Genomic DNA, 23,911 nt, shown 5'->3' with positions numbered 1-23,911 from the left:
CAGCCGGGCGCATCCGGTCGTGCCCGCGTGTCAGCTGCCGGTCCGCTCGCGCTGCCATTCGCGGAACAGGCGCTGCTCCTCGATCTCGAGCCGGGTCTGCTCCTCCTGCAGGGCCCGCTGGCGCTCGAAGTCGAGCTGCAGCTGCTGGGCGGTCCGCCGGTCCTCGACCGCCTGCTGGCGGCGGCGCTCCTCGGCCTGGCGGTCCAGGGTCATGTTGCCGGCAAGGCCGCCCACGGCACCGCCGATCAGCATGGCCGAGCTGCTGTTGCCGAACACCGCCCGGCTGACCCCGGCACCCGCAACCGCACCACCCACCGTGCCCACGCCCGGCGACGCAGTCCCGCCGCCGCCATTCTCGCAGCCGACGAGAGCGCCGGAGGCCAGCAGCGCCAGGACGATCGTGACGCTACGGGGCCGGCGCGTCGGGTTGGCGGGGTTCATCGCGCTTCTCCTGTCTCGATATCGACGATCGTGACCATCTCGTCGAAGCTCAGGCCGCCATCGTCGTCCCGATCACCCTGGTCGAATGCCCGGACCTTGTTGGTCATCACCTCCTTGAAGGTGAGGAGCCCATCCCCGTCCGCATCGACCTTGGCGAACAGGGCCGGATCATGCTCGCCCAGTTCCATCGGCGAGAGGGTGCCGCTGCCGTCCTTGTCGAGTGCCGCGAACCCGGCCGCGGCATCACGGGTCATCTCCGCCTCGTTGATGAGGCCGTCGCCGTCGGTGTCGGCGGTATCGAAGGCCAGCCGCCCCCAGTCATAGGCGGGCGGGGCATCCTGCGCGCCCGCCGCACCGGGCAGTACCCAGGCGGCCCCCAGCATCACGAGGGCAACGGGCCATAGGCGCGCTCTGGTCGTGATCATCGGTCGTCTCCTCATCCGCTGGCGGCGCTGGATGGCACCGCCGGTGCCTCGACTGGGGCCGGGCTGCCGCGCAGGCTGAACCAGGCGACATAAACGGCCGGCAGGAAGATCAGGGTCAGGACGGTGCCGACCAGCAGCCCGCCCATGATCGAGAAGGCCATCGGCCCCCAGAACACGGTGGGTGCGATCGGGATCATGCCGAGCACGGTGGAGATCGCGGTCAGCATGATCGGCCGGAAGCGCGCGGTGCCGGCCTCGACCACCGCGTCGAAGGCGCTCCGTCCCTGCCGACGCTCGCTCTCGATCTGGCCGATCAGGATCACCGCGTTCTTGGTGACGATCCCGATCAGCGCCAGGATGCCGAGGATGGCGACGAAGCCCAGCGGCCGGCCGGACACCAGCAGGGCCAGCACCACCCCGATCAGCCCCAGCGGCGCCACGGTCAGCACGATGAACAGGCGCTGGAAGCTGCGCAGCTGCACCATCAGCACGGTCAGCATGATGAACAGCATGGCGGGCACCACCGCGACCACCGAGGCCTGCGACTTGGCGCTCTCCTCCACCGTGCCGCCTACGGCGATCCGGTAGCCTTGCGGCAGCTGGGCACCGAGATCCGCGACCCCGTCCGCCAGCTCGTCGGCCACCGATTCCGGCAGTTCGCCCGGGACCACATCCGCCTGGACCGTCAGCGTCGGCACGCGGTCGCGCCGCCAGATCAGGGGGAAGTCCTGGGTGTACTCGAAGCTGGCGAACTGGCTGAGCGGCACGGTCCGGCCGCCCGGCAGCGGGACCTGCAGGGTGGACAGGGTCGAGAGCGAGACCCGCTGCTCGTCCGTGGCCCGCGCCACCACGTTGACCAGATAAATGTCGTCGCGCAGCTGGGTGACGGGCGTGCCGGTGAGCACCGCGTTGAGCACGCCGGACACTGCGTCGGTGCTGAGCCCGAGCAGCCGGGCGCGCTCCTGGTCGATATGGACGCGCACTTCCCGGGTGGGCTCGATCCAGTCGAAATTGACGGTCTCGACCCGCGGACTGGCCGCGACGAGCTGGGCCAGGTCCAGGGCGATCGAGCGCACCCGGTCGAGGTTCGGGCCGCTCACCCGGTACTGCACCGGCCAGCCCACCGGCGGGCCCAGCTCCAGCGGGTAGATCCGGCTGACCAGTTCCGGGAAGCGCTCGGCCAGCGCCTGCTCCAGCTTCTGCTGCAGCCGCTCGCGCGCCTCGACATCGGCCGCCACGATCACTGCCTGGGAGAAGAAGTCGTTGGGCAGCTGGACGTTGAGGGGCAGGTAGAAGCGGATGGCCCCCCGCCCGACATAGGTGCTCCAGCGCACCACATCGGGATCGTCTTCCAGCAGGTCGTCGAACCGGCTGGTCATCGTCTGGCTGGCGTAGATCGAGGCGTTCTGCGGCAGGGTCAGGTCGACCACCAGCTCCGGCCGGTCGGACGAGGGGAAGAACTGCCTGGGGATCAGCGGCAGGAGCAGGATCGAGCCGATGAACAAAGCAAGCGTGATCGCGATCGTCACCCAGCGCAGCCGCAGTGCCGTGATCAGCAGACGACGATACCACCGCACCACGCGCGGCGTGGTTGCGACCGCCTGCTTCGGCCGGGTCAGGATCGCCACGCCCAGCAGCGGCGCGAAGATCACCGCCACCAGCCAGGAGGCCAGCAGGGCGATGGTCACCACGGCGAACAGCGAGAAAGTGTATTCGCTGGCCGAGCTTTGGGCGAAGCCCACCGGCACGAAGCCGGCGATCGTGACGAAGGTGCCGGCCAGCATGGCAAATGCATAGTGGCGGAACGCGAACTCGGCTGCCGCCACCTTGTCGTCGCCGGCGGCCAGCCGGGTGAGCATGGCGTCGGTGGTGGTCATGGCGTCGTCGACCAGGAGCGCCAGGGCGATGATGAGCGCACCCAGCGAGATGCGCTGCATGTCGATGGCGAACGCCTGCATCAGCGGGAACACGATCGCCAGCGTGAGCGGGATGGCGAGTGCCACCACCAGGCCCGGCCGCACGCCCAAGCTGATGAAGCTCACCACCAGGATGATCAGGATCGCCTGCCAGAGCGAAGTGGTGAACTCGCCGATCGCCAGGTCGACCGTGACCGGCTGGTCCGCCACCAGGACCGGCTCGATGCCCACCGGCAGGTCGCGCGTGATCCCGGCCATCGCCTGCTTGACGTTGCGGCCCAGCGCCAGGATGTCACCGCCCTCGCGCATCGCGATGCCGAGCCCGATCGCGTCCTGGCCGTTCACCCGGAACATCGGCTGCGGCGGGTCGGCAAAGCCGCGCCGGACCGTCGCGATGTCGGCCAGCCGGAGCATCCGCCCCCCCGCCACGAAGGTGATGTCGAGGATGTCGCGCTCGGACTGGAAGGCGCCGGTGACCCGCACCGAGATCCGCTCGTCGCCGGTCTGGATGACGCCTGCCGGCCGGACCACGTTCTGGGTCTGCAGGGCCGCCAGCAGCGCCTGCCGGTCGACCCCTAAGCTGGCCAGCTGCTCCATCGAGAACTCGACAAAGATCACCTCGTCCTGTGCGCCGATGATCTCGATCACCGAGACGTCCGGGACGTGCAGCAGCTCCGAGCGGACCGCTTCCACCTGGTCGCGCAGTTCGCGATGGGTGAAGCCGTCGGCGGTGAAGCCGTAGATGATGCCGAATGTATCGCCGAACCGGTCGTTGAAGAACGGCCCGACCAGTCCTGCCGGCATGGTGTGGCGGATGTCGCCGATGTCGTTGCGCACCTGCTGCCAGATCGCCGGGATCTCCGGTGCCGTCACCGAACCCTCGAGATCGACGAAGATGGTGGCCAGACCCGGTCGGGTCTGGCTGCGCAGCGTGTCCAGGCCCGGCAGCTCCTGCAGCTTGCGCTCGATCCGCTCGGTGACCTGAAGGGCAGTGTCCTCCAGCGTGGCGCCGGGCCAGGCCGCATGCACCACCATGGTCTTGATGGTGAAGGCCGGGTCCTCGTTGCGGCCGATGCCGATGAACGCGGCGATGCCCGCGAGCACGGCCACGATCATGAGGTAGACGACCAGGGAGCGGTTGCCCAGCGCCCAGCCGGACAGATTGAACCCGCTCACGACGCGGGCTCGAGCAGGCGGACCTTCTGCCCGGGATGGAGCGCCTGCACGCCCGCGGTCACCACCGTCTCGCCGGGATCGATGCCGGCCGCCACCACCACTGCACCTGGCGAGAAGCGCAGCACGTCGACGCTGCGCAAGGCCACGGTCTGTTCTGCCGGATCGACCACCCAGACCGCGGGCTGGCGCTCGTGCTGAGTGAGGGCGGAGGCCGGCAGCTCGATGATCTCGCCCTGGTCGACCTCCATCCGCCCGGTCACGGTGGCACCCAGCCGCATGTCCGGCGGCGGGTCGGCCAGCCCGACCCGGACCTCGAAGGTGCGGGTCACCGGATCGGCCTGGGGTGCGACCTCGCGGACCCGCCCGGTGGCGACCACCGATGGGTCCTCGGTCAGGGTGATGGCGATGACCGGATCGGCCGGGGCGGAGCGGATCACTTGGGCTGGCACGTCGAATACCGCGTCGCGTCCGCCCTGACGAGCCAGCCGGACGATCATCTGCCCGGTCTGAACAACTTCGCCCGGCTCGGCACCGATGGTGGTCACCACACCTTCGGCATCGGCCTCGAGCTCGGTGAAGCTCACCTGATCCTGGGCATTCTTCAGCAGCGCCCGGCCCGAATCCACCGCCGACTGCGCGGTCTGCAGTGCCTGGCGGGCCCGGTCATAGACAGCCTGTGCCGCGAAGCCGCGTTCGGCCAGGGTCTGCTGGCGCCGGAACTCCGCCCGCGCCTCGACCAGCTGGCCCTCGGCAGCCGCGAGATTGGCCTCTGCCGCCCGCAGCGCGTTGAGCTCGTTGTGTGGCTCCAGCCGGGCGATCACGTCGCCGGGCTCGACCCTGGTACCCAGGGCCACCGGCCGCTCGATCATGCGTCCCGAAAGGCGAAAGGCCAGCGCTACCTCGTCCTCGGCCTCGATACGGCCAGTCAGGATCACCGGCATGCCGGCCGCGCGCTTCTCGACCGTGACCGTCCGGACCGGCCGGACCTCCGGTACTGCTGCCTCCGGCTCCGCATCGCAGGCAGCGAGCCCCGCTGGAAGGGTCAGCATGGCGAGTATCCGGATCCAGCGCCAGGGACTGGCGTGAAGATTAGCCCGCGGTTTTCCGCCCACCCAGGTGCTCTTCATTGCCCGAGCGTCCTCTGCGTTGGCGGGGACGATGGCCCCCCGGATCCCCAGCGGGTACTATATTGCACACCGGGAAGTATGAGAAGCTCGAATATTCTGGGCCTTGTGCAGCATCGGATCCAAATGATTCTTGCCACTCAATGAGGCCGAGCAGTGGTTCTGCCGGCACGACTGGCGCTGTATTGGTGCGGGTCGGACGGCGAACCGCATCGCCGATCGCAGCATGTTCTCGCCTCGCGATCTGCTGCCAGCTTCCAACGGTCCATGAATCGGGAACTGACAAAATCAGGCCAGCAATCGTCAAGATCGTCCAGTTCAATCGAAACTGGACGAAGTGACGCCACATGACCCGGTTCGTCAGTACGTTGCGGCTGCCAGCATGGATGACCGGCCGCCGTGCTCACCAGTCAGGATCATCGTCCCGCCTGCTTCCTCCTCCATCGGACACCGGCAGGGCGCTTGGCGGTAGCGAGCGTGAGCGCCATGTCGCCAAGATCAGCACCCATGGCCCGATCGCGTGGCAAGAGGCCAACGGCCGAGGTCAGCGTGCTCTGCCGAGATGATCATCTCCCGGTTGACGTGCCGGGACGATGACCTCCTTGTGGCGCGAACGTTCGGGCCATGATCGACCGAATTCGCCCTGCGCATCCTGGTCGTGAACAAGCCGATCCGCCATGCTCAGCCGATCACTGTGCGGTCGCCTGACCGGCACTCGCAGGACACACCACGCCTTTCGACGGTTCATGTATCAACGCCCGGTACCTCGTCCTGTGCGCCTTGCGCGATACCGGCTTCGAGATCGATGACCAGGACCTGATTGCTGACAAGCGCCCCAATCGGCGTTGATATCATCGAGAGCCACATCTTGTGCTCAGAGCCCGTTTTGCTCTGTTGAAACCTCTGGCTGACCGGGAGGCTGGCCGCGCCTGGAAGGAGCCCGGACGGGAGGCGGTGGTGCGGAGCATGACGAAGTCGGTCTTGCAGCTAGAGCCTATTACGGACCTGCCCTAAGTCGGGTGGTCATGCGTGAGCATGATGCAGGTGCACGCGCCGAGGTGGAGGTCGGCGAAGGTGCTGACGTAGCGCTCGTCGTGCTTCCCCAGACGCCAAAGGCGGGTCGCCCAGGCGCAGGATCTCTCCACCCCCATCATCGGCCAGCAGGCCGATGATCCGCTTCCCACAGGGACGGCGGTCGGCAGACCGCCAAGGGCACCGCGGCAGCAGGACGAAACCGCGTTTGACCTCGGCCAGCTTGACGACCTCGCGGTCGATCTCATGGGCTCTGGCCGCTTCCGCGGCCTGTTGACCGGTGCAGTCCTGATCGACGCAGGCCAGATCGATGTCCTGCCCCGTGGCGTCCTGCCCTGCCCAGGCAAGGCGCCCACTTCGGCACGGTTGTCGGTGTTGGCAGGCGTGACGTGCCGGGCCAGGAAATGGCCGAGCGGGTCGACGGCCAGGGGGAACTCGGATCCCTTCTTGCGCTCGGCTCCGCCGTAGCCGGCTCAGTCGCCGCTTTCGGGCGAGGACCGTCGCGTCCGACTGTCCAGGATCGCAGCACTCGGTTCGGCCTTGGGCCCCGCCGCCATACGCAAGACGGCACCTAGATCGTCGGCCAAGGCCTCAAAGCAGCCGGCCGCTGAGCGTCGTCGAGGGCGCTGGCATTGTCGCTGATCGTTGGTGGACGGCTGCCATGTGAAGGCGCCGCAGTCGCGCAAGGAATAGAGCATCATGTCCGTCGGTTCGACGATCAGCGGCTTAAGCCCACGTTCGCGGGGTGCATGCCTCCTGAGGGCAGGCGCCGGGCCAGCTCCCTGGCCAGGTCTATCGAGGAGAGCGGCTTGCGCAGGACCGGATGACCGTCCCGTCCCGCGGGTCGTTCCGGCGCGACGAGGTCGCCATAACCGGTCATCAGGACGACCGGCACGTCCGGCCGGAGGAGGGTGATGCGATCGGCGAGCTGGTCGCCGGTCATGCCGGGCATGACCATGTCGGACAGGACGAGATCGAAGCGTTCGGGGTCTGCCTCGAAGGCCTGAACCGCCCGTAACGGGTCGGTGAAGCCTGCCGGTTCATAGCCGAGGCCCGCCAGGATCTCCTCCGTGAGCGACACCAGCATCTCCTCGTCGTCGACCAGCAGCACGACCTGGCCGGCGCCGAACGGAATATCCCCGCGGGATGGATCCACCGGCAGCAGGGGGAGGTCGGCTTCGGCGGTTGCGGGCAGATAGACCTCGAACACCGTTCCCTGGCCCGGGCGGCTCAGCACGTTCATCGCCCCGCCATGGTCGGCAACGATCCCATGAACGGTGGCGAGGCCCAGCCCCGTGCCGCCTCTGGATGGCTTGGTCGTGAAGAACGGCTCGAAGATCCGCTGAAGCGTCGCCTGATCGATGCCATGGCCCTCGTCGCTGACGCCGATGCGGACGTAGCGCCCGGCCGGCATCGTGCCATGGGACAAGTTGCGCTGTCCGGCAGTCTCCACAACCGAGATGGCGAGGCTGATCCGGCCGACACCGTTCATCGCCTGTGCGGCATTGGTGCAGAGGTTCATGATGATCTGCTGAAGCTGCGTCGGATCGCCCATCACCAAGGCATTGGCGTCGAGCCGATCGATTTCGACCTTCACGGTTGCCGGCAGCACGACATTCAGGAGCCCGGTCGTCTCTTCGATCAGCCGTGCCATCCCGACCGGCGTCCGGTTGCCCTCGCCGCGGCGGCTGAACGTCAGGATCTGGTCGACCAGCAGCTTTGCGCGCATCCCGGCAGTATGCACCGCCTCGACATGCCGGTGGACCTGGGAGCCGACCGTCAGTGCCTGGGCCGCCATCTCGGCATAGCCCAGGATGGCGCCGAGAATGTTGTTGAAATTGTGCGCGATCCCGCCGGCAAGCGTGCCGATCGCCTCCATCCGCTCCGCCTGCGCCAGCCGTATTGCCAGTGCCGCGCGCTCCATCTCGGCACGCTGCCGCTCCAGCGCATGGGCGAAGATGTCGCTCGCGATCCGCAGGTGCTGCAGGCCGTCGGCGCTCCAGTCACGCGGGCCTCGGGTCAGGTCGAATCCGAGCAGGCCCACGCGCTGGCCCTTCTGCCACAAGGGGATGCCGAGCCAGGCACGGATGCCGTGGGCTTCCAGAGCGGTGCGCGCAGTGCCCGGTGGCAGAGCCGATACCGAGGCTATCGGAATGCAGCCGTCCTGTTCCAGCCTGATCAGCTCGGGTGCCGCGAGAAGGCTCAAGGCAGGGTCCGGCCAGTCGCCATTCCCGTGCCCGGCTGGCCAGACGGTCGTGCAGCACGCCTCCCAGCCACTGTCGGCGGCGAACAGCAGATAAGCCCGGTCGACCCCCAGCCGCTGCCCCAGCAGCGCGATGCCATCCCTGACGCCAGGCCCGATTTGCTCCGGCGGAATGTCGATGAATGAGGTGGACAGCTCGGCGATCATGGACTGGGCCGCCGCGCGGATCTCCAGTTCCTGCGCATGCCGACCAAGGTCGTGAGCACTCAGGCGGAGCTTCAGGTAGAGGACCGACAGGTAGCCCAGCAGCAGGATTGCGGTGAGGTAGAGCAGGCCCTGATAGGTCGATGCCTCGCGATCCAGTGCGGCATAGCGCTCGACCAGCAGAGCCCGGAACGCGACGGTGCTGGCTTCGACCGGTGACCGGCCGAGTTCCACCAGCTTCTCGTCCAGAATCGCCATGTGCCGGAGGATCATGCGCCCGTGCGCGCCGATCGAGTGCCAGGCCCCCGGCGGCTCGTCCCGGACCACCCGATCGTACTGGTCGAGCGCCCTGGTCAGCGTGTCGGCATCCACATGCCCCACACCCTTGCTGAAGCGGAGCATGCCGGTGGCGAGACCGGCGAGTTCGGCACCCAGGCCGCCATGGGCGGCGGCTTGGCCGGAGACGAGAAAAGTGAAGTAGGCGAGCGAGTTCTGCACCAGTGCATTGCTGGTCTTGATCGCGTCGATCAGCGGCTCCTGCTGCGCCACCGCCTGGCGCATGGCGGCGAACCGCTCCGCCACCTGTGGCCAGTCCGGCAGGTCCGTCTGCAGCTGCTGGAGAGCGTGCTGCAGCCCTGCATTGGCATCGACCAGCGGATCGTAGTTCGCCAGCAGGCCGGCCCGGATCCGCAGCGCGTCGCGCTCCAGGGCCGCCTGATTGAGGACGATGGCATCCACGGCATGCAGGCGCTGCTCCTGCTCCGGTAGGTAGGGGGCCATGCCCTGCAGCATCAGGTAGGTGATCAGCGCTAGCAGGGCTGCAACTGTCAGGAACGGCCGGACCAGGGTGGTCACTCCGGTGGCACCTCCGCCGCGCGCAGCGGGCGCCCCTGGTAGCGGCCAGTGAGCGTGCCCAGGAACTGGACGATGCGGTCGATCTCGACCGGCCCGAGCGAGCGGCCGAGCTGGGTGCGCGCCATGACGGTGACGGCTTCGTTCAGCCTCGCGGCACTGCCATCATGGAAATAGGGTGCAGTGACCGCGACATTGCGCAGGCTGGGGACGCGGAACACATGCCGGTCGGCCTCGCGCCCGGTAGCCTCCTGGCGCCCCGGATCGGTCTGCTTCCCGCCGGTTCCCGGCGACATGAACAGGCCGAACCGCTCGAACAGGTTGCCGCCGATGTTGCGCCCCTGGTGGCAGCTGATGCAGCCGATCTCCCGGAACAGCCGGTAGCCGGCCAGTTCGGGCGGGGTGAGCGCCGTCTCGTCGCCTTCCAGGTAGCGGTCGAACCGGCTGCCGGGCGTCACCAGCGTCCGCTCGAAGGCAGCCAGCGCGCTGGCGATGTTGCCCGGGTTCGGACCAGTTCCATAGACGGTGGAGAAATCCGTCCGGTAGCCGGGATCGTCCTCGAGCTTGGCGATCACTTCCTGCCAGTTCGCGCTCATGATCGCAGATGCTTCGATGGAGGCCATGGCCTGGGCCTCCAGGCTCGAAAAGGCGCCGGTCCAGCCGAGGGTGGCGCTGAGGCCGGCATTGAACACCGACAGCGTGTCCCGGCGGAGAGGCTGGCCATCGATGCCTTCGCGGACGGCACGGGAGTCGGTGCCTGCCGCGTCCAGGTCATGGCATGTGCTGCAGGCGAACCGGTCGCCGCGCGAAAGGCGCCGCTCGAAGAACAGCTTCCTTCCCAGCGCCACTTCCGCCACCGGTGCATGCGGTGCCCATGGCGGCAGGACGGCTGGCGTGATCGCTCCGTCCGCGGCCGGTGGCACCGGAGGCTGCGCGTGGGAGGGGAAACCCAGGGCAGGCAGAAGCAAGGCTCCCGCCACCATCGCCGCTGCCGCCCCGGCAAACGAAGTCCATCCCGCACGTGCCATCATCTATCGCCGCGTCAGGTCCCGGCTTCGCCAGTCGCTGAGCTGCCCACCTTCCTGGAACAGGCACCGGACGTCCATCCGGTTGAGGCCGATATCCTTGAGCGTACGGTCGTCGAGCTCCTCCAGAAGGGCCTGGGTGCGGTGCATGACGATGCGACGCCGCATGCCGCACCACAGCCGGCGGGCAGGGTGGAGGAGCGCCTGCCACCATGGCACGGGCTGGTTCCGCCGCTGGACCTGGTCCAGCGAAAGGTTCGGCTGATTGTACGAGATCGCCATGGCTCAGGCTCCTCTTGCCGGTGTTGGATCCTCCGGGACCGGATCCGGATCGGGAGGAGCCTCGTCCTGGCACCACTCCGTCGAAGGCAGCATCAGTTCCGGATGCAGGGCGACGGCCGCGGTGGCAAAGCTGGCCACGAGGCTTCCGATCACAGCTTTGCCGAGGCGGGCGATGGTGGCAACGCTTCGCTGCCACCGACTTCGGGCCGCCGAAGATGATCGACATCGATACTGCATGATACTCTCCGTCCGATGACGGAGACGATCCTGCCCAGGTCAGATTACACGACGCTCTCCACCGGCACCGATACGGTTACATCGGTAGCCGGGTCAGGCGATCTCGACCGGCAGCGCGAACATGTAGCCGATGCCGCGCACGGTCTGGACGATGCCGGGCATGCCGGGCTCGGTCTCCAGCTTGCGCCGCAGCCGCAGGATCTGCACGTCGATGCTCCGGTCGAAGACATCCTCGTGGACCCTGGTCGCCTGTAGGAGATGCAGGCGGGTGAGCGGCCGCTGCGGCGCCTCCAGAAAGGCGATGAGCAGCGCATATTCTCCCTTGGTGAGGGGCACGGCGCTCCCATCCGGGCCGGTCAGGCGGCGGGTGGTGCAGTCGAGCTGCCAGCCGCCGAACAGGAAGCGCCGCCGGTCGATGCCGGCCGAGCCGCCAGCGCGCGCCGGGCTTCGGCGGCGCAGGACGGCACGGACCCGCGCCAGCAGCTCGCGCAGGCCGAAGGGCTTGGTCACGAAATCGTCGGCGCCGAGTTCGAGGCCCAACACACGGTCCACTTCCTCGTGCCGCTGTCCCGTGGCGATGATCACCGGGACGTCCGAGGAAGCCCGGATCTCGCGCAGGAGATCCAGCCCTTCCTCACGGCCCAGATGGAGATCGAGGATCACCAGATCCGGCTCGCGGCGCATGAAATGGCTCGACATGTCCCGCCGCCCCTGGGCGGAGCTGACCGCCAAATTGTTCTGCTCCAGGTAGGTCGTGAGCATCTGCCGCATCGCCGGGTCGTCATCGATCACCAGGATGCGCGCCCGGTCCCCCTTGTCGTCGGTCATGCCGGGTCCCCGCGGCCGCGCTTGCCAGCCGGTAGCATGGTCCATCATGAGCATGCAGTCGCACTACCTCGTCTGGCCGGGCCATGGCGGGTCCGGCCGCACTGCCCCGGGCGGCACCGTCGGAGCCGCCGAGGACAGCATTCCGCGGCGCTCATAGCTGCGCCTGCGATCGAGGCAGTGATGTCGGTCACAGCGACACCGGCGGCCCATGCACGGCAAGAGCCGACCCGTCGCCGGATCGGCTCTTGCGAAGAAGGAGGTTCAGGGAACGGTCGCCGGGCCGCCTGCCGTGCCCGGCGACCGCGGATCCTGCGGAAGCTAGGCGGCCACCAGCCCGGCGGTGCGCAGCGCCTGCAGGGGCTTGAGCAGGTGATGGACCTCGGACAGCAGGCGGCAGGCGTCGGGATCGACCAGTGCCTGTCGCCGGAGCGCCGCCTGCTGCTGCAGCTCCTCCTCGAGCCGCGCCGGCCGCTCGCCTTTGGTCTGCGGATAGACGAAATCCGGGAGCGTGGAGACTGCCCATGGCGTCTCGATGAACCGCTCGGCACCGGCGAGGAACTGGTCGGTCAGCGTCGCCAGCGGATCAGCGGAGCCCGCCTGTCGCTCCAGCAGGTCGCGGAGCAGCACCGCCTCCTGCGCCGCGACGCTCATGCCCTGGCCATAGACCGGGTTGAACCGGCAGATGGCGTCACCGATCGGCAGGAGGCCGCGGGGCAGGCGGGTCGCACCCCTGAAATGCCGCCAGACGCTCTTGGGAAACGCGAAGCAGCTGACATGCGGCGGTGGACCCACACGCGCCAGGAAGTCGGCGATCGTCGGGGTCAGCAGGCCCTGGGCGTAGGCAATGAACTGGCGGGGATCGGTGGGCGGACGATCGTCGCCCCGCCCCACCAGCAGGACCTGCCAACTGCCATTCTCGGCCTGGAGCACATAGCCGGACCGGCTGCTTCCCGGTGCGTCGGCAAATGTCGCCGCACCGACGAAGTCCGCATCAGGTGCAGTGGGCGGGGCGAACACCGCGGACGAGTAGCCGATGTCGACGCCTACGACCGTCTGCCGCAGCGTCATCCCGTTGGTCTCAAGCCAGTCCAGCGTGGGGCTGGCCCAGCCGGAGGCATCCACGACCAGGTCGGCACCGGTCATGCCGTAGCGGCCCAGCCCCTCCTGGTAGTGCACGCCGGTCACCCTGCCGTCGGACGGCGCGTTCAGGATGCCGATGACCCGTGTGCGGTAGCGGATCTCGACGTTGCCGCGGTGGGTGACCCGCCGGCGCAGCGCCTGCTCCAGGAGCGGACGGGTCATCGAGAAGGTGGCAAGCCCCAGCTCCCGCCTGGGCAGGGCACCCACTTCCGGCAGCTCCAATTGCAGGTCCCGCCCCACGTCGAGCGGGACCGCGCCGGCGGCATGGAGATCCTGGACCAGGCCCGGGAACAGGGTCGAGAGCGCGTTCATTCCCCCGCACAGGAGCAGGTGGGGATGCCGGCCTTGCGGGACGCCAGGGCGGGGCTGGCCATCGAGGGGTTCCGCATCCCGTTCCAGGATGAGCACGAGATCGAAATGGTCCGCCAGGGCCTGGGCTGCTGCCAGACCTGCGATCCCGGACCCAACGACCACCGCCCGTGTTCCGCATCTGGTTTGCACGTGACCTCTCCGTCAGAAGCAGTAGAGGTCAAAGTCGGCCCCTGACGTTGCGGAGCCGTTGCGGCGGCGGGTGCGATGGTTGCAGCTGCAACCTGCGCGTCTCGCGCGGGTCCGGGGCTGTCTGGTGGATTGCTTCCTGCTGGGAGGAGGCGCTGCGGCAGCAGATCTTCATGGCTCAGGCCGCGTACGACGGATTCCTCCGGCGCCATGGATCCTGCGCCAGCACGGTACCTGCGTACCGTCATCAGCTCCTGGTGGAGCTTGCCTGCTCAGCTCACGCTCGAGGATGACCAGCTTGCCTTCCATTTTCCGCAGATCGAGGCGGAAGCGAGCTTCTCCATCGATTTCCAGCGCATGCTGCGGATGTCGGACACGGATCGGACCTATGACCTCCCGCCCAGGCTCGCTGCCTTCCCGCTGCGTCATGCGGACGATCATGCCGGCAGACTGCCGGGCCAGGTTGCCGCGCGCGGCGGTGTGATCCTACCGATCTGGTAGGCCGAGGCGATGGCACGCCTGGGAGGAAGCGCAGGATGCGCTCTGCCTTCGTGCCCGGATGGAAGTATCTGCCCGTATGCTGCCATCTGGAACCATGGGCTTGGCGGCAGGATGCGGCAGGTGATCCATCCCGATCCGTTCGACCTGGGTGATTGGGATATGGCCCAGGCGGACCGGGTCTGCGTCACCCTCCTGCACGCCAAGTTCTGAAAGCCGGCCACTGGCGGGTGGCATCCAATCACCCGCCATCCGCCGAGGATTATGCCCAGGCCGGACTTCCCTGGTTCGCGTTCTCCGGAAAGGATCAGGCAGCCCTGCCAGCGGACAAGCCGCTGGCCAAGCTGTTCAAGGAGATGACGGGTGCTACCTTGCCGGGATCACAGGATGTCGAGGCCGGCGCGCTCGTAAAACTCGGTCCAGGTGCATCCGCCGACCGAGTCGATGCCCGTCGCCAATTATAGCGCTCAAGCTATCATCGATCGCATCGCAACTGACAGAAAGACCGGCAGATGGAGCGACGGCCAGCCTCACCGTCCGTAACCTCGACCCAGAGGTGAAGCGGCCATAGGCATCGATACGCGTGACTTGGGCTGAAGCGGGCTCATGGGTTTCTGCTTGAGTAAGCGCTAGCCCGGCGTCCCTGTCGCCTCGTCGGCATCGAGAGGCCGGCTGCATGGTACCGGCCCATCCGGTCGTTCGGCGACATCTGTGCGCCTTCGGCGGATCCTCGCGGCCATGGTCTTACGCAAAGACGTGTCAGGTCCTGCGCCAGGGGTGCGGCTGCCGGTTCGGTACCGGACAGCGGAGCCCGCAGTGGCCACCGCTCGCCGCCAGCATCCGTGCCAGCTCCTCCAGGTTCATCTATCCCGCTTCCCCGGCAACCCTGCCGCGTTCGCGTCTGACCGAAGCACGGCTGCCCGGCTGATCAGGGCCCGGCCGCACGCTCGTCCGGCGCTGCCGTGCAGACCAGCCATAGCGGGGGTCGTCCCGGATCAGCTCGAGCTGGCTGCGGATCCGGTTGCGCTCCAGCCAGCCGATCTCGGCCTCGAGCTCGGCCTGGGTCATGCTGCCCCGCGCCTTGCCGAACAGCCGCTTCAGCACGGCGTTGTAGGCGTGGTAGTCGCAGGGCTGGCCCGGCAGGCGCGTCTCCGCGTCCTCGATCACCTGCGCGGCCACCAGCTGGCCCAGCTGGCGACGCAGCCGCTGCTCTGCCTGGGTCGGCGTCTCCGGCAGGCGGTCGCCGGCCGGGGCCATGCTGCTGGGCAGCGCTCCGGCTGCACCGCGCGGCAGCACCGTCTCGAAGCGCAGTTCGGTCGCCTCCGACCAGAGCGGCCGCAGGACCGAGCCATGACGCATCATGCCGTCGTCCTGATCGCCCAGCGGCAGTTCCGCCTGGTCGCCGCGCCGGCGGGTCCGGGCGCGGCCGGACTGCTCGATCTCGATGGCACGACGGAACATCCGGAACAGGGGGTCGTCGGGATGATAGATCAGCGCCCGCTGCTCCTCGTAGCTGCCGCCATGCGGATCGAAGCGGGTGGCGCGGGCCGCCATCTGCTCCAGCCAGGGCACCGAGCGGATCTGGGTCAGGCAGGCGACATGGCTGATCTCGGGCGCGTCCATGCCCTCATAGGCCATGCCGACCGTGACCAGCACCGACGGGTCGGGCCGCAGCCGGAAGCGGGCGATGCGCTCGGCCGCGTCGCGTTCATCCGAGATGGCCAGGGCCACGCCGGCTTCTGCTCCCTTCGGGTTCAACCAGCCGCGCAGGATCTCGGTGTAGCGCCGGGCGGCCGCCTGGTCCGGAGCCACTACCAGAAGCTTGCCCAGACCGGCTGCCGCCTGGGCTGGCCCAAGCCCCAGGGCGGCACGGCGCCGGGCACGATGCGCGCGGCAGTCGGCGAACGCGCGGCGCAGGACTGCCTCGGCGTAGCCGGTGCGCAGCGCGGTGAACAGCATCGGGCGCAGCTTGTCGCTGGCCGCGGAGAACGACTCGACCGAGGAGAACTCGCCGTTGAGCAGCCACTCGGCACGGCCGTCCAGGGCGCCGAACCGGATCGGGATGATCGCCCGCTCCGCAAGTGCCGCACGCCGGTCGTAGCCCACCACCGCCCAGCCCGGGATGCCCAGCTCGACCCGGTGCTGGCCTGGCGTCAGGCGGTCCCGGCGATAGTTGAGCCACAGGATCGGCCGCCGGTCGGAGCGCTCCAGCGTCCCGGACATCAGCAGACGCAGCCCGGCATTCTCCAACAGTGGGAGCAGGGCCCGCGACCAGGCCGTGTCCTCGGCGGCCAGGGCGGCCGCATCCAGATCGCTCAGGCCCGGCAGATGGTGCAGCTCGTCGACGCAGAGCAGGTAGCGGTGCCGCCGGAACTCGGCCAGGTGCAGGGCGGGTGCGGCCGCGATCGACTGATAGGTGGTGACATAGCCGGCCAGCCCGCGGCAGGGGTCAGGCGCGTTGTCGGCAGCCCGGACCGCATGCTGGTGGCCGAGCACGTGCCGCCAGGTCGGGTCGACGAACGCCTCCTCGGCCTGGCGGCGCAGCGTGTCCCGCGGCACGACCCAGCAGATCCGCTCGACGATCGGCTGGGCTTGCCCCGGCGGAGTGGCCCCGAGCAGCCGGGCCGCCGCGATCACCGGCAGCGCCGACTTGCCGCCACCCGGCGTGACCGCGGCCAAGATATCGGTGCAAGCCAGGGCGCCCGTCGCGATGCCGCGGCACACGCGCTCGACCTCCTCCTGATGGCGGCGCAGGCGCAAGCGTGCGGCCCGTCAGCCGGAGCCAGCATCGTGAGACCGTACGAACGCGGCACAACAGCTCAGGACAATGCTCCTTGGATGCCGGTATCCGGACGATGCCGCAGCGGAATACGGAGGATGGACCATCGAGTAAACCCTGCCAATGATCATCATGTGGTATCATATGCTGAATCAGCATCCATATATTGATGTTCCTCCATGTCAATGACTGCATACCTATCCACGGACTGCCTGCCGTCGGCCTGACGACCAGCATGAGTGAGAACGAGGCGGCGATTCTTGTAGTGACATTATGACGTACAAACGTATCAGAACATCAGCGCTCCGGCAGCGTTGAGGCGACGTAAGTGCTCGGTGTTCGGGCATTGGAGACGTGAGCGTATGGTGCCGGGCAACAGAGCAACCGATAGCATCTGCCGTAATCTTCGCAACGCGCATTGGGTGGCAACGCTGCCTTGACACCAGGACAGCTGTCGAGCAGTTACTCGGGCATCGGTCAAATGATCGACCGGAGGTCATCAAGACATCGTCCTCTGGGTCTCAAGGGAGGCATTCATGACGTTTCTGAAGGCGTTGGCGGCGACCGCCGTCTCCGCGGCCATCGCGTTTGCGCCTCTGGTCGCGCCCGCGCAGGAGCTCGCCGGCAAGAAGATCGGCATCGCCGCGCGCGAGATCACCAACGACTATAATCGCGACATCATCTCTGGCGCGCAGAAGACGCTCGAGGCCGCCGGCGCCGAGGTAGTCGTGACCGACGGTGGCGCGGACCCGCGCAAGCACAACGAGAATATCGAGAGCCTCATCAATTCCGGCGTGGCGGGGGTCGTCGTGCAACTCGGGGACGCCCAGCAGCTGGCGCCCGTGGTGCAGAAGGCCAGTGACGCCGGCGTCCCGGTGGTGACGACTTCGGTCGGCTCGAAGACCAGCGGCGCCCTGGCCGATGTCGGCGGCGACGATGCGCTCATGTCGGCATTGATGAGCCGGGCGCTGTTGTCGAGCATCGACTATCAGGGCGACGTCTACGTGTTCTGGGTGCCGGGGGCACCGATCCTGGAGACCCGTAAGCGCGTCCTGGAGGCCCTGGCGAAGGACTATCCGCAGGTTCGGTTGCATGAAGTGCCGACCGAGCACAGCGCCGCGCGGGTGCAGACGCAGATGGAGGACCTGCTGGTCGCCAATCCCGAGCCGGGCAGCGTCGCCGCGGTCTGGGGAGCCTACGACCTGCTGGTGTCCGGTGCGGTCGAGGCCATCCGGCGCAACGGGCGCAGCGAGATCAAGGTCGCCGCGATCGACGGCGATCGCGTTGGCTTCCAGATGCTGCTCGACCAGGACAGCCCGTTCATCGCCACCGTCGTGCAGGATGTTCCCCGCATCGGCTCGCTGGCGGCCGAGATCCTGATCCAGGGCATCGGCGGCAAGGCAGACTTCCCGAGCACGCTCTTCACCGATGCCTGGCTGGCCACCCATGCCAATGCGGTGGCCGCCGCCGAGAAGCGCTGGGGCAGTACGGTGTGGGAGGATCTGGCGATCGACCGCGCCGATGTCGAGGCACGCTGGCCGCAGGACGGCGAGCTGCAGATCGTCCATCCGATCCTTCCCTGACGAACGGCGAGCGCGGGGCGGCACTGGTGGCCACCCCGCGCGGCCTTCTGCCGTGAGCACGCATCGATGCATCCGGACACAGTCGAACGACCCGCGGACGCGACCTTCCCGCTTGCCGTGAAATGCCGCGCCATCCGCAAGACCTTCCCAGGGGTCGTTGCACTCGACGAGGTGAGCTTCTCGGTCCGCAAGGGCGAGATCCACGCCCTGCTCGGCCAGAACGGCGCCGGCAAATCGACCCTCGTCAAGGTGCTGACCGGCGTCTATCGACCGGACGGCGGCGAGATCCTGGTCGACGGCAGCCCCGTCCGGATGCGGGATCCGCGCGATGCCGAGGCCAATGGCATTGTCATCGTCCACCAGGACCAGCAGCTCGTCGCGCAGTTCGACGTCACGCGGAACGCCTTTCTCGGCCACGAGATCGTCTCGGCTACTGGCCTGCTCGACCTGGCGGCAATGCGGGAGGCGACCCGGCAGGTGCTCGCCCGGGTCGGTGCCGGCTTCTCCCCGGACACGCTGGCCCGCGACCTGACCGTGGCGCAGCGCGAGCAGGTCGCGATCGCGGCGGCGCTGCTGCGCGACCCCAAGGTCCTGGTGCTCGACGAGCCGACCGCTTCCCTGAGCGAGACCGAGGCGGAGCTGCTGTTCGGCATCGTCCGGTCCTTGAGGGACCAGGGCGTCACGATCATCTATATCTCGCACTATCTGGACGAGGTGCTGGATCTCGTCGACCGGATCACGGTGCTGCGCGACGGGCGGCTGATCGCGACCAGGGATGCCGCGGGCATGTCGCGCGCCGACATCGTCGCCATGATGGTCGGGCGCGAGATCGCCCAGCTCTATCCCAAGGAGCCGGTGGCGATCGGCGCGCCGCTCCTGGAGGTGCGCGGCCTGAGCCAGGCGGCCGCCGTGCGCGGCGTCGACCTGACGGTGCGCCGCGGCGAGATCTTCGGCATCGCCGGCCTGATGGGGGCCGGGCGCTCCGAGCTCGCCATGGCGCTGATCGGTGCCCTGCCCCGCAGCGGCGGCAGCGTGACCGTGCATGGCACCCCCTCGACCCCGCGCAACCCGCGCGCCGCCAAGCGCCAGGGCTTCGCGCTCATTCCGGAGGACCGCCGCCACGAGGGCCTGATCACCCAGCTGAGCGTGCGCGACAACCTCACTTTGCCCAACATCGCGCGCTGGGCGCCGTTCGGCCTGCTGAACCTGAGGCGCGAGAAGGCCGACGCCCTGGATCTGGTGCGTCGGTTGGCGATCCAGCCTCCCACCATCCGGCAGCCCGCCAAGAACCTTTCCGGCGGCAACCAGCAGAAGGTCGTCATCGGCCGCTGGCTGACCGGGGACGCCGAGATCTTCCTCTTCGACGAGCCGACCACCGGGGTCGATGTCGCCTCGAAGGTGGAGATCTACCGGCAGATGACCGAGCTGGCCCGTCGGGGCGCCGCGGTGATCTTCATCTCGTCGGATCTCGAAGAGATCGCCGGCATGTGCGATCGCGTGGCCGTGATGCACAAGGGCAGGATCAGCCAACTGCTGGATCGCAACGAGGCTGATCCGGAAACCCTGCTGTACTGGGCTTCGGGCAGCACGGCAGCGGACAGCGCGGCTGGAGAAGGCTCGGCCCCTGCCCAGGATGCGCTGCCGACCGAGCCTGATGCGACCTTGCCGACCGTCGGCGGCGCGCTCACCCGCTGGGGCACGATCGCCGGCATGGTCCTGGCCTTGGCCGTCATCGCCATGCTGGCGCCGCAGTTTCTCTACCCCGGCAACATCTTTGACGTCCTGAAGCAGGGCAGCGTGCTGGCCTTCATCGGGCTGGGGCTGACCATCGTGCTGGTGGCCGGCGGGTTCGACATGTCGGCGGGCGCGGTCAGCCAACTGACCACCAACCTTGCCGCCGGAGCGCTGTTGGCCGGCATGGGCACGGCGGCGGCCATCCTGGTGGGCGGCATGGTCGGCCTCGTGATCGGCGCGTTGAACGCCCTGCTCGTCATCGCGTTGGGCATGCCGCCCTTCGTGGCGACGCTCGGCACGATGTTCCTGACCATGGGTGCCACGCTGCTCTACAATGGCGGTCAGGCGATGACCCTGGCCGATCAGCCAGGCTTCTTCTTCATCGGCCAGGGCTATGTCGGCCCGGTGCCCTTCGTCTTCGTCCTGCTGGTGATCGTTACGCTCGCGCTGCATGTGGTCCTGCGCCACACCAGGCTCGGCATGCGGATGTACGCCGTCGGCCAGAACCTGGCGGCCGCCCAGCTGCGCGGCATCCCGCGCCGACCTCATGCGGTCGCGTCGTTCATGCTGGGCGGGCTGGTCCTGGGCTTGTCCGGCGTGGTGCTGGCTTCCTACAGCTATGGCGCCTCGGCGCTCGCGACCGGCATCGATTTCCTGATCAGCGCCCTGGCAGCCGCCTTCCTGGGCAGCACGCTGTCGCGCTCCGGCGAGCTGAACGTTACCGGCACCGTGGTGACGGCGCTGTTCCTGGCGTCGCTCTCCAATGGCCTGATCCTGATCGGCATCTCCAGTCAGGCATTGCCTGGCATCCAGGGTGCCGTGCTCATCCTCGCGATCACCCTCGGTGTCATCCGTCGCCGTGACATCGGTCAGGTGCTCATCTTCTAGGAGTGCGGCCCATGAGTTCTACGACAGCCGCCGGCCCGGCGCTCGGCAGGACGACCGATTTCTTGCGCGACTACGGCGCCATCATCGGCATGATCATTGTCCTGCTGATCTTCTACGCGCTGAAGCCCGGCTTTCTGAGCCCGGCCAATGTCGCCAACGTACTGCGTCAGAGCACGATCCTGATCATTCTCGCCATCGGCCTGACCATCGTCATGTCGATGCGGGGCGTCGACTTGTCCATCGCCCAGGTCGCGGACGCGGCCGGGCTGATCGCGGCCATCCTGATCATCAACGGCTATCCCGTCTGGCTGGCGTTCCTCTTGCCGCTGGGCTTCGGCCTGGCGGTAGGCGGCATCAATGCCATCCTCATGGCTTATGTCGGCATCCCCGCGATCATCGGGACACTCGGGATGATGTTCGTCATCCGCTCAGGGGAATTGCTTGCCACTAACGGCGCCGAGCCGCAGATCCTGTTCACCCTGCCGCGCGGGATCACTGCGCCCTTCCTGTTCCTGGGACAGGGCTCGGTCGGGCCGGTCGCCGTCCTGACACTGCTGGCGGCGGCCATCCTGCTGCTCACCCTCGTGCTGATGCATCTCACGCCGTTCGCGCGGCAGGCCAGGGCAGTGGGCAACAATGTCCGCGCGGCCTTTCTCGCCGGGATCGATGTCCGCCGGGTATTCGGTCTGGGCTTCGTGGTGGCGGGTCTGCTTTCCGCCATTGCCGGTGTGGCTCTCGTCTCGCGTACAGGCATCGCCATGCCGCGCGGCGCGGAGCCCTACCTGCTGGATGCGTTCGCCGCCGCCTATCTGGGCACCTTGGCCTCGCGCCACGGCGACATGAACATCCTCGGGACCTTCATCGGCGCCCTGTTCATCGCCTTCCTGGGCAACGGCCTGACCATGATGGGCCTGGGCGCGCCCTACCGCTTCGCCTTGAACGGCGCCTTCATCCTGCTGGCCATGGCTGTAGGCGCACTGAAGCGCCGGAACTGACACGGAGGATCGCCATGCTCGTCATCGACGCCCACAACCACCTGGGGATCCGCCCGGGCGCCCGTCAGACCGGCGCGGACTTGGTGGCCAAGATCGACGCCGCTGGTGTCGACAAGGCCGTCATGTTCCCCTTCGTCGAGGGCAACTTCACCAACGATCCCATCAAGGAAGCCTATGACCAGTTCCCGGACCGGCTGATCCCGTTCTGCGCCGTCAACCCGTGGCAACCGGATGCCGCCGCCGAGGTTCGGCGCTGCGTCGTCGAGTGGGGCTTCAAGGGGCTGAAGCTGCATCCCACCCTGAACGGCTTTCACCTCTCCGACAGCAATCTGGTCGACCCGCTGTTCCAGGTGGCCGAGGAGTTCGACATCCCGGTCATCGTCCACGGTGCCAGCGACCTGTACAACAGCCCGCCCGAGTTCGCGCTGATGGCAGCCCGCTTCCCCAAGGTCTCGCTGCTCATGGCGCATATGGGCTTCTTCTGGTCGGTCGAGCAGGCGATCTCGTTCGCCCGCCAGTACCCGAACCTTTATCTGGAGACCTCGCGCGCGCCGATCTTCGAGATCCAGACAGCGGTGCGGGAGCTCGGCCCGGACAAGGTGATCTGGGGCACGGATTCGCCGTTCGTGGACTACGAATGGGAGTTCAAGAAGATGGATCGGGCGACCGCGGATCGCGACGGCTACGCGAAGATCGTGGGCGGCAACATCGCCCGGCTTCTCAAGCTGTGACTTGTGCCACTGCATCGAGCGCGAGCTTGGCAGCGATGCTCGGCCGGGCCGCGTGCCGCGGGCCTGTGGCACTGCAGTCGGAGACGATCTCGGCATGAGCGGGACCGGTGAGCGGCATGACGTGAACGGCGACCGGCGGCTCGACATGGCGGCGCGCGCGGCCTGGCTCTACTACGACAAGGGCCGCACCCAGGATCAGATCGCGGCCGAGCTGAGGGTATCGCGCCAGATCGTCCAGCGCCTGATCGCCCTGGCGCAGAGCGAGCGGCTGATCCGCTTCCAGCTCGTTCATCCGCTGAGCGACTGCATCGAGCTTGCCGAGCGGCTGAAGGACCGCTTCGAGCTGCAATATTGCGAGGTGGCACTGAACGAGCTCGGTACGACGGAGGATATCCCATCGGTCGGCCTGCTCGCGGCGCTGCACCTTGAGACGGTGCTGCAACAAAAGGCCCCGCTGACCATCGCGATCGGCAACGGCAAGGCCATGCGGGAAGTCTCCCGGCGGCTGCGCCCGATGAGCCGTCCGCAGCACAAATGCGTATCGCTGATGGGCAACCTGACCCGTGATGGCCGGGCCAGCCACTATGACGTGGTCACCTGGCTTTCCGAGCGCATCGGCGCGCAATGCTATCCCTTGCCCATGCCGGTCGTGACCGGCTCGCGCGAGGAGCGCGAGGTGCTGCAGGCGCAGCCGGGCTACCAGACGCTGCGCTCGCTGGTCGGCGAGGCGAGCCTGTTGATGATGGGCATCGGTTACTGGGGGCCGGAGGCGTCCCTTTATGTGGACGGCTTCATCACCGCGGCCGAGACCGGGCAGGCGATGGAGCGCGGTGCCGTGGGCGAACTGCTCGGCCGGGCGATCGACGCGGATGGCCGGATCGTCGACGCGGCGTATCACCCGCGCCTTACCTCGTTCGCGCTGCGGCCGCCGCCGGACCGGCCGACCATCATCGTCGCCTCGGGCACCAATCGCGCGCCTGCGGTGGAGGCCGCCTTCCGAGGTCACCTCGCCAATGGGCTGATCACCGACGAGAACACCGCCCGACTGATCCTTGGGGAAAGCTGAGCAAACAGCGTTGTTCAAGAGCTGCCCTGCCCTTCACCTCGATCACGACGAGGCGCAGACCTAGGATGTTTGGTCCCAGGGTGTAGTGGGTCGGATCGGCAATGAACCTGGCTGGCTGTTCCGTCCAGGCTTTGCAGATGAACTCGTAGGGGGTGAGGCCGCGCAGGGTCTTCAGGCGCCTTGCGTGGTTGTAGGCGTCGAGGAAGAGCTGCAGGTGGTGCCGGAGCTCTTCATGGCTGCCGTAGTGATAGCGG

16 protein-coding genes and 1 pseudogene are annotated in these 23,911 nt (G+C 67.9%); 6 read left to right on the top strand and 11 right to left on the bottom strand.

All coding sequences use genetic code 11. The features are described 5' to 3' along the window. Positions 1-30: 30 nt before the first annotated feature. From VNS22_RS08480 to VNS22_RS08440, 9 genes are all read right to left on the bottom strand, one after another. The gene (locus tag VNS22_RS08480; RefSeq protein ID WP_325731516.1) at positions 31-441 is read right to left on the bottom strand and encodes a glycine zipper domain-containing protein; all 411 of its coding nucleotides are present in this window, start codon (positions 439-441) and stop codon (positions 31-33) included. After that, positions 438-866 (bottom strand): EF-hand domain-containing protein, encoded by a 429-nt coding sequence (locus VNS22_RS08475; protein WP_325731514.1) that lies wholly within the window; start codon positions 864-866, stop codon positions 438-440. Before VNS22_RS08475 ends, VNS22_RS08480 begins: the two co-directional genes overlap by 4 nt. An 11-nt stretch (positions 867-877) precedes the next feature. Next, positions 878-3,958 carry an efflux RND transporter permease subunit gene (locus VNS22_RS08470; protein WP_325731512.1) on the bottom strand — a complete coding sequence of 1,027 codons (3,081 nt, stop codon included), beginning with the start codon at positions 3,956-3,958 and terminating at the stop codon, positions 878-880. Further along, positions 3,955-5,007 (bottom strand): efflux RND transporter periplasmic adaptor subunit, encoded by a 1,053-nt coding sequence (locus VNS22_RS08465; RefSeq protein ID WP_325731510.1) that lies wholly within the window; start codon positions 5,005-5,007, stop codon positions 3,955-3,957. The genes VNS22_RS08470 and VNS22_RS08465 overlap by 4 nt, the downstream gene beginning before the upstream one ends. A gap of 1,825 nt (positions 5,008-6,832) precedes the next feature. Further along, complete coding sequence (locus VNS22_RS08460; protein ID WP_325731508.1) at positions 6,833-9,376, bottom strand: two-component system VirA-like sensor kinase; 2,544 nt, start codon at positions 9,374-9,376, stop codon at positions 6,833-6,835. Continuing rightward, on the bottom strand, positions 9,373-10,341 hold the full coding sequence (locus tag VNS22_RS08455) for a cytochrome-c peroxidase (protein WP_325731506.1): 969 nt from the start codon (positions 10,339-10,341) through the stop codon (positions 9,373-9,375). The genes VNS22_RS08460 and VNS22_RS08455 overlap by 4 nt, the downstream gene beginning before the upstream one ends. Positions 10,342-10,404: 63 nt before the next feature. After that, the gene (locus VNS22_RS08450) at positions 10,405-10,680 is read right to left on the bottom strand and encodes a DUF1127 domain-containing protein (protein ID WP_325731505.1); all 276 of its coding nucleotides are present in this window, start codon (positions 10,678-10,680) and stop codon (positions 10,405-10,407) included. Positions 10,681-11,010: 330 nt separating this feature from the next. Continuing rightward, positions 11,011-11,745: a response regulator gene (locus VNS22_RS08445; RefSeq protein WP_325731503.1), complete on the bottom strand. Its 735-nt coding sequence runs from the start codon at positions 11,743-11,745 to the stop codon at positions 11,011-11,013. 318 nt (positions 11,746-12,063) lie between these two features. Continuing rightward, positions 12,064-13,359, bottom strand: coding sequence for an NAD(P)/FAD-dependent oxidoreductase (locus VNS22_RS08440; RefSeq protein ID WP_325731502.1), 1,296 nt, complete (start codon positions 13,357-13,359; stop codon positions 12,064-12,066). A gap of 288 nt (positions 13,360-13,647) precedes the next feature. Here VNS22_RS08440 and VNS22_RS08435 point away from each other — a divergent pair, with 288 nt between their 5' ends. Further along, on the top strand, positions 13,648-13,884 hold the full coding sequence (locus tag VNS22_RS08435) for a hypothetical protein (RefSeq protein WP_325731501.1): 237 nt from the start codon (positions 13,648-13,650) through the stop codon (positions 13,882-13,884). 861 nt (positions 13,885-14,745) lie between these two features. On the opposite strand, the gene VNS22_RS08430 is transcribed toward VNS22_RS08435, so the two are convergent. Beyond that, the gene (locus tag VNS22_RS08430; RefSeq protein WP_325731499.1) at positions 14,746-16,641 is read right to left on the bottom strand and encodes a hypothetical protein; all 1,896 of its coding nucleotides are present in this window, start codon (positions 16,639-16,641) and stop codon (positions 14,746-14,748) included. Between the two features lie 555 nt (positions 16,642-17,196). Between VNS22_RS08430 and VNS22_RS08425 the strand changes: the two genes are divergently transcribed. The 5 genes from VNS22_RS08425 (at position 17,197) to VNS22_RS08405 (ending at position 23,657) form a co-directional block, all read left to right on the top strand. Then, positions 17,197-18,243: a substrate-binding domain-containing protein gene (locus VNS22_RS08425; protein ID WP_325731497.1), complete on the top strand. Its 1,047-nt coding sequence runs from the start codon at positions 17,197-17,199 to the stop codon at positions 18,241-18,243. A 66-nt stretch (positions 18,244-18,309) separates the two neighbouring features. Further along, positions 18,310-20,865 carry an ATP-binding cassette domain-containing protein gene (locus VNS22_RS08420; RefSeq protein ID WP_325731495.1) on the top strand — a complete coding sequence of 852 codons (2,556 nt, stop codon included), beginning with the start codon at positions 18,310-18,312 and terminating at the stop codon, positions 20,863-20,865. Between the two features lie 11 nt (positions 20,866-20,876). Then, entirely contained in the window at positions 20,877-21,860 is a 984-nt protein-coding gene (locus VNS22_RS08415) for an ABC transporter permease (protein ID WP_325731493.1), read from the top strand. 14 nt (positions 21,861-21,874) lie between these two features. Next, positions 21,875-22,591, top strand: a complete 717-nt coding sequence (locus VNS22_RS08410; protein ID WP_325731491.1) for an amidohydrolase family protein — start codon at positions 21,875-21,877, stop codon at positions 22,589-22,591. 94 nt (positions 22,592-22,685) lie between these two features. Continuing rightward, positions 22,686-23,657, top strand: coding sequence for a sugar-binding transcriptional regulator (locus tag VNS22_RS08405; protein ID WP_325731489.1), 972 nt, complete (start codon positions 22,686-22,688; stop codon positions 23,655-23,657). Between the two features lie 67 nt (positions 23,658-23,724). Here the strand turns inward: VNS22_RS08405 and VNS22_RS28695 are convergent. Further along, a pseudogene (locus tag VNS22_RS28695) lies at positions 23,725-23,911 on the bottom strand (IS481 family transposase); the annotation flags it as partial.

The sequence above is a fragment of the Geminicoccus sp. genome (assembly GCF_035556675.1).
Taxonomy (GTDB): domain Bacteria; phylum Pseudomonadota; class Alphaproteobacteria; order Geminicoccales; family Geminicoccaceae; genus Geminicoccus.
The sequence above is the reverse complement of the archived record's forward strand: the minus strand, read 5'-3'. Positions and strand labels throughout refer to the sequence as shown.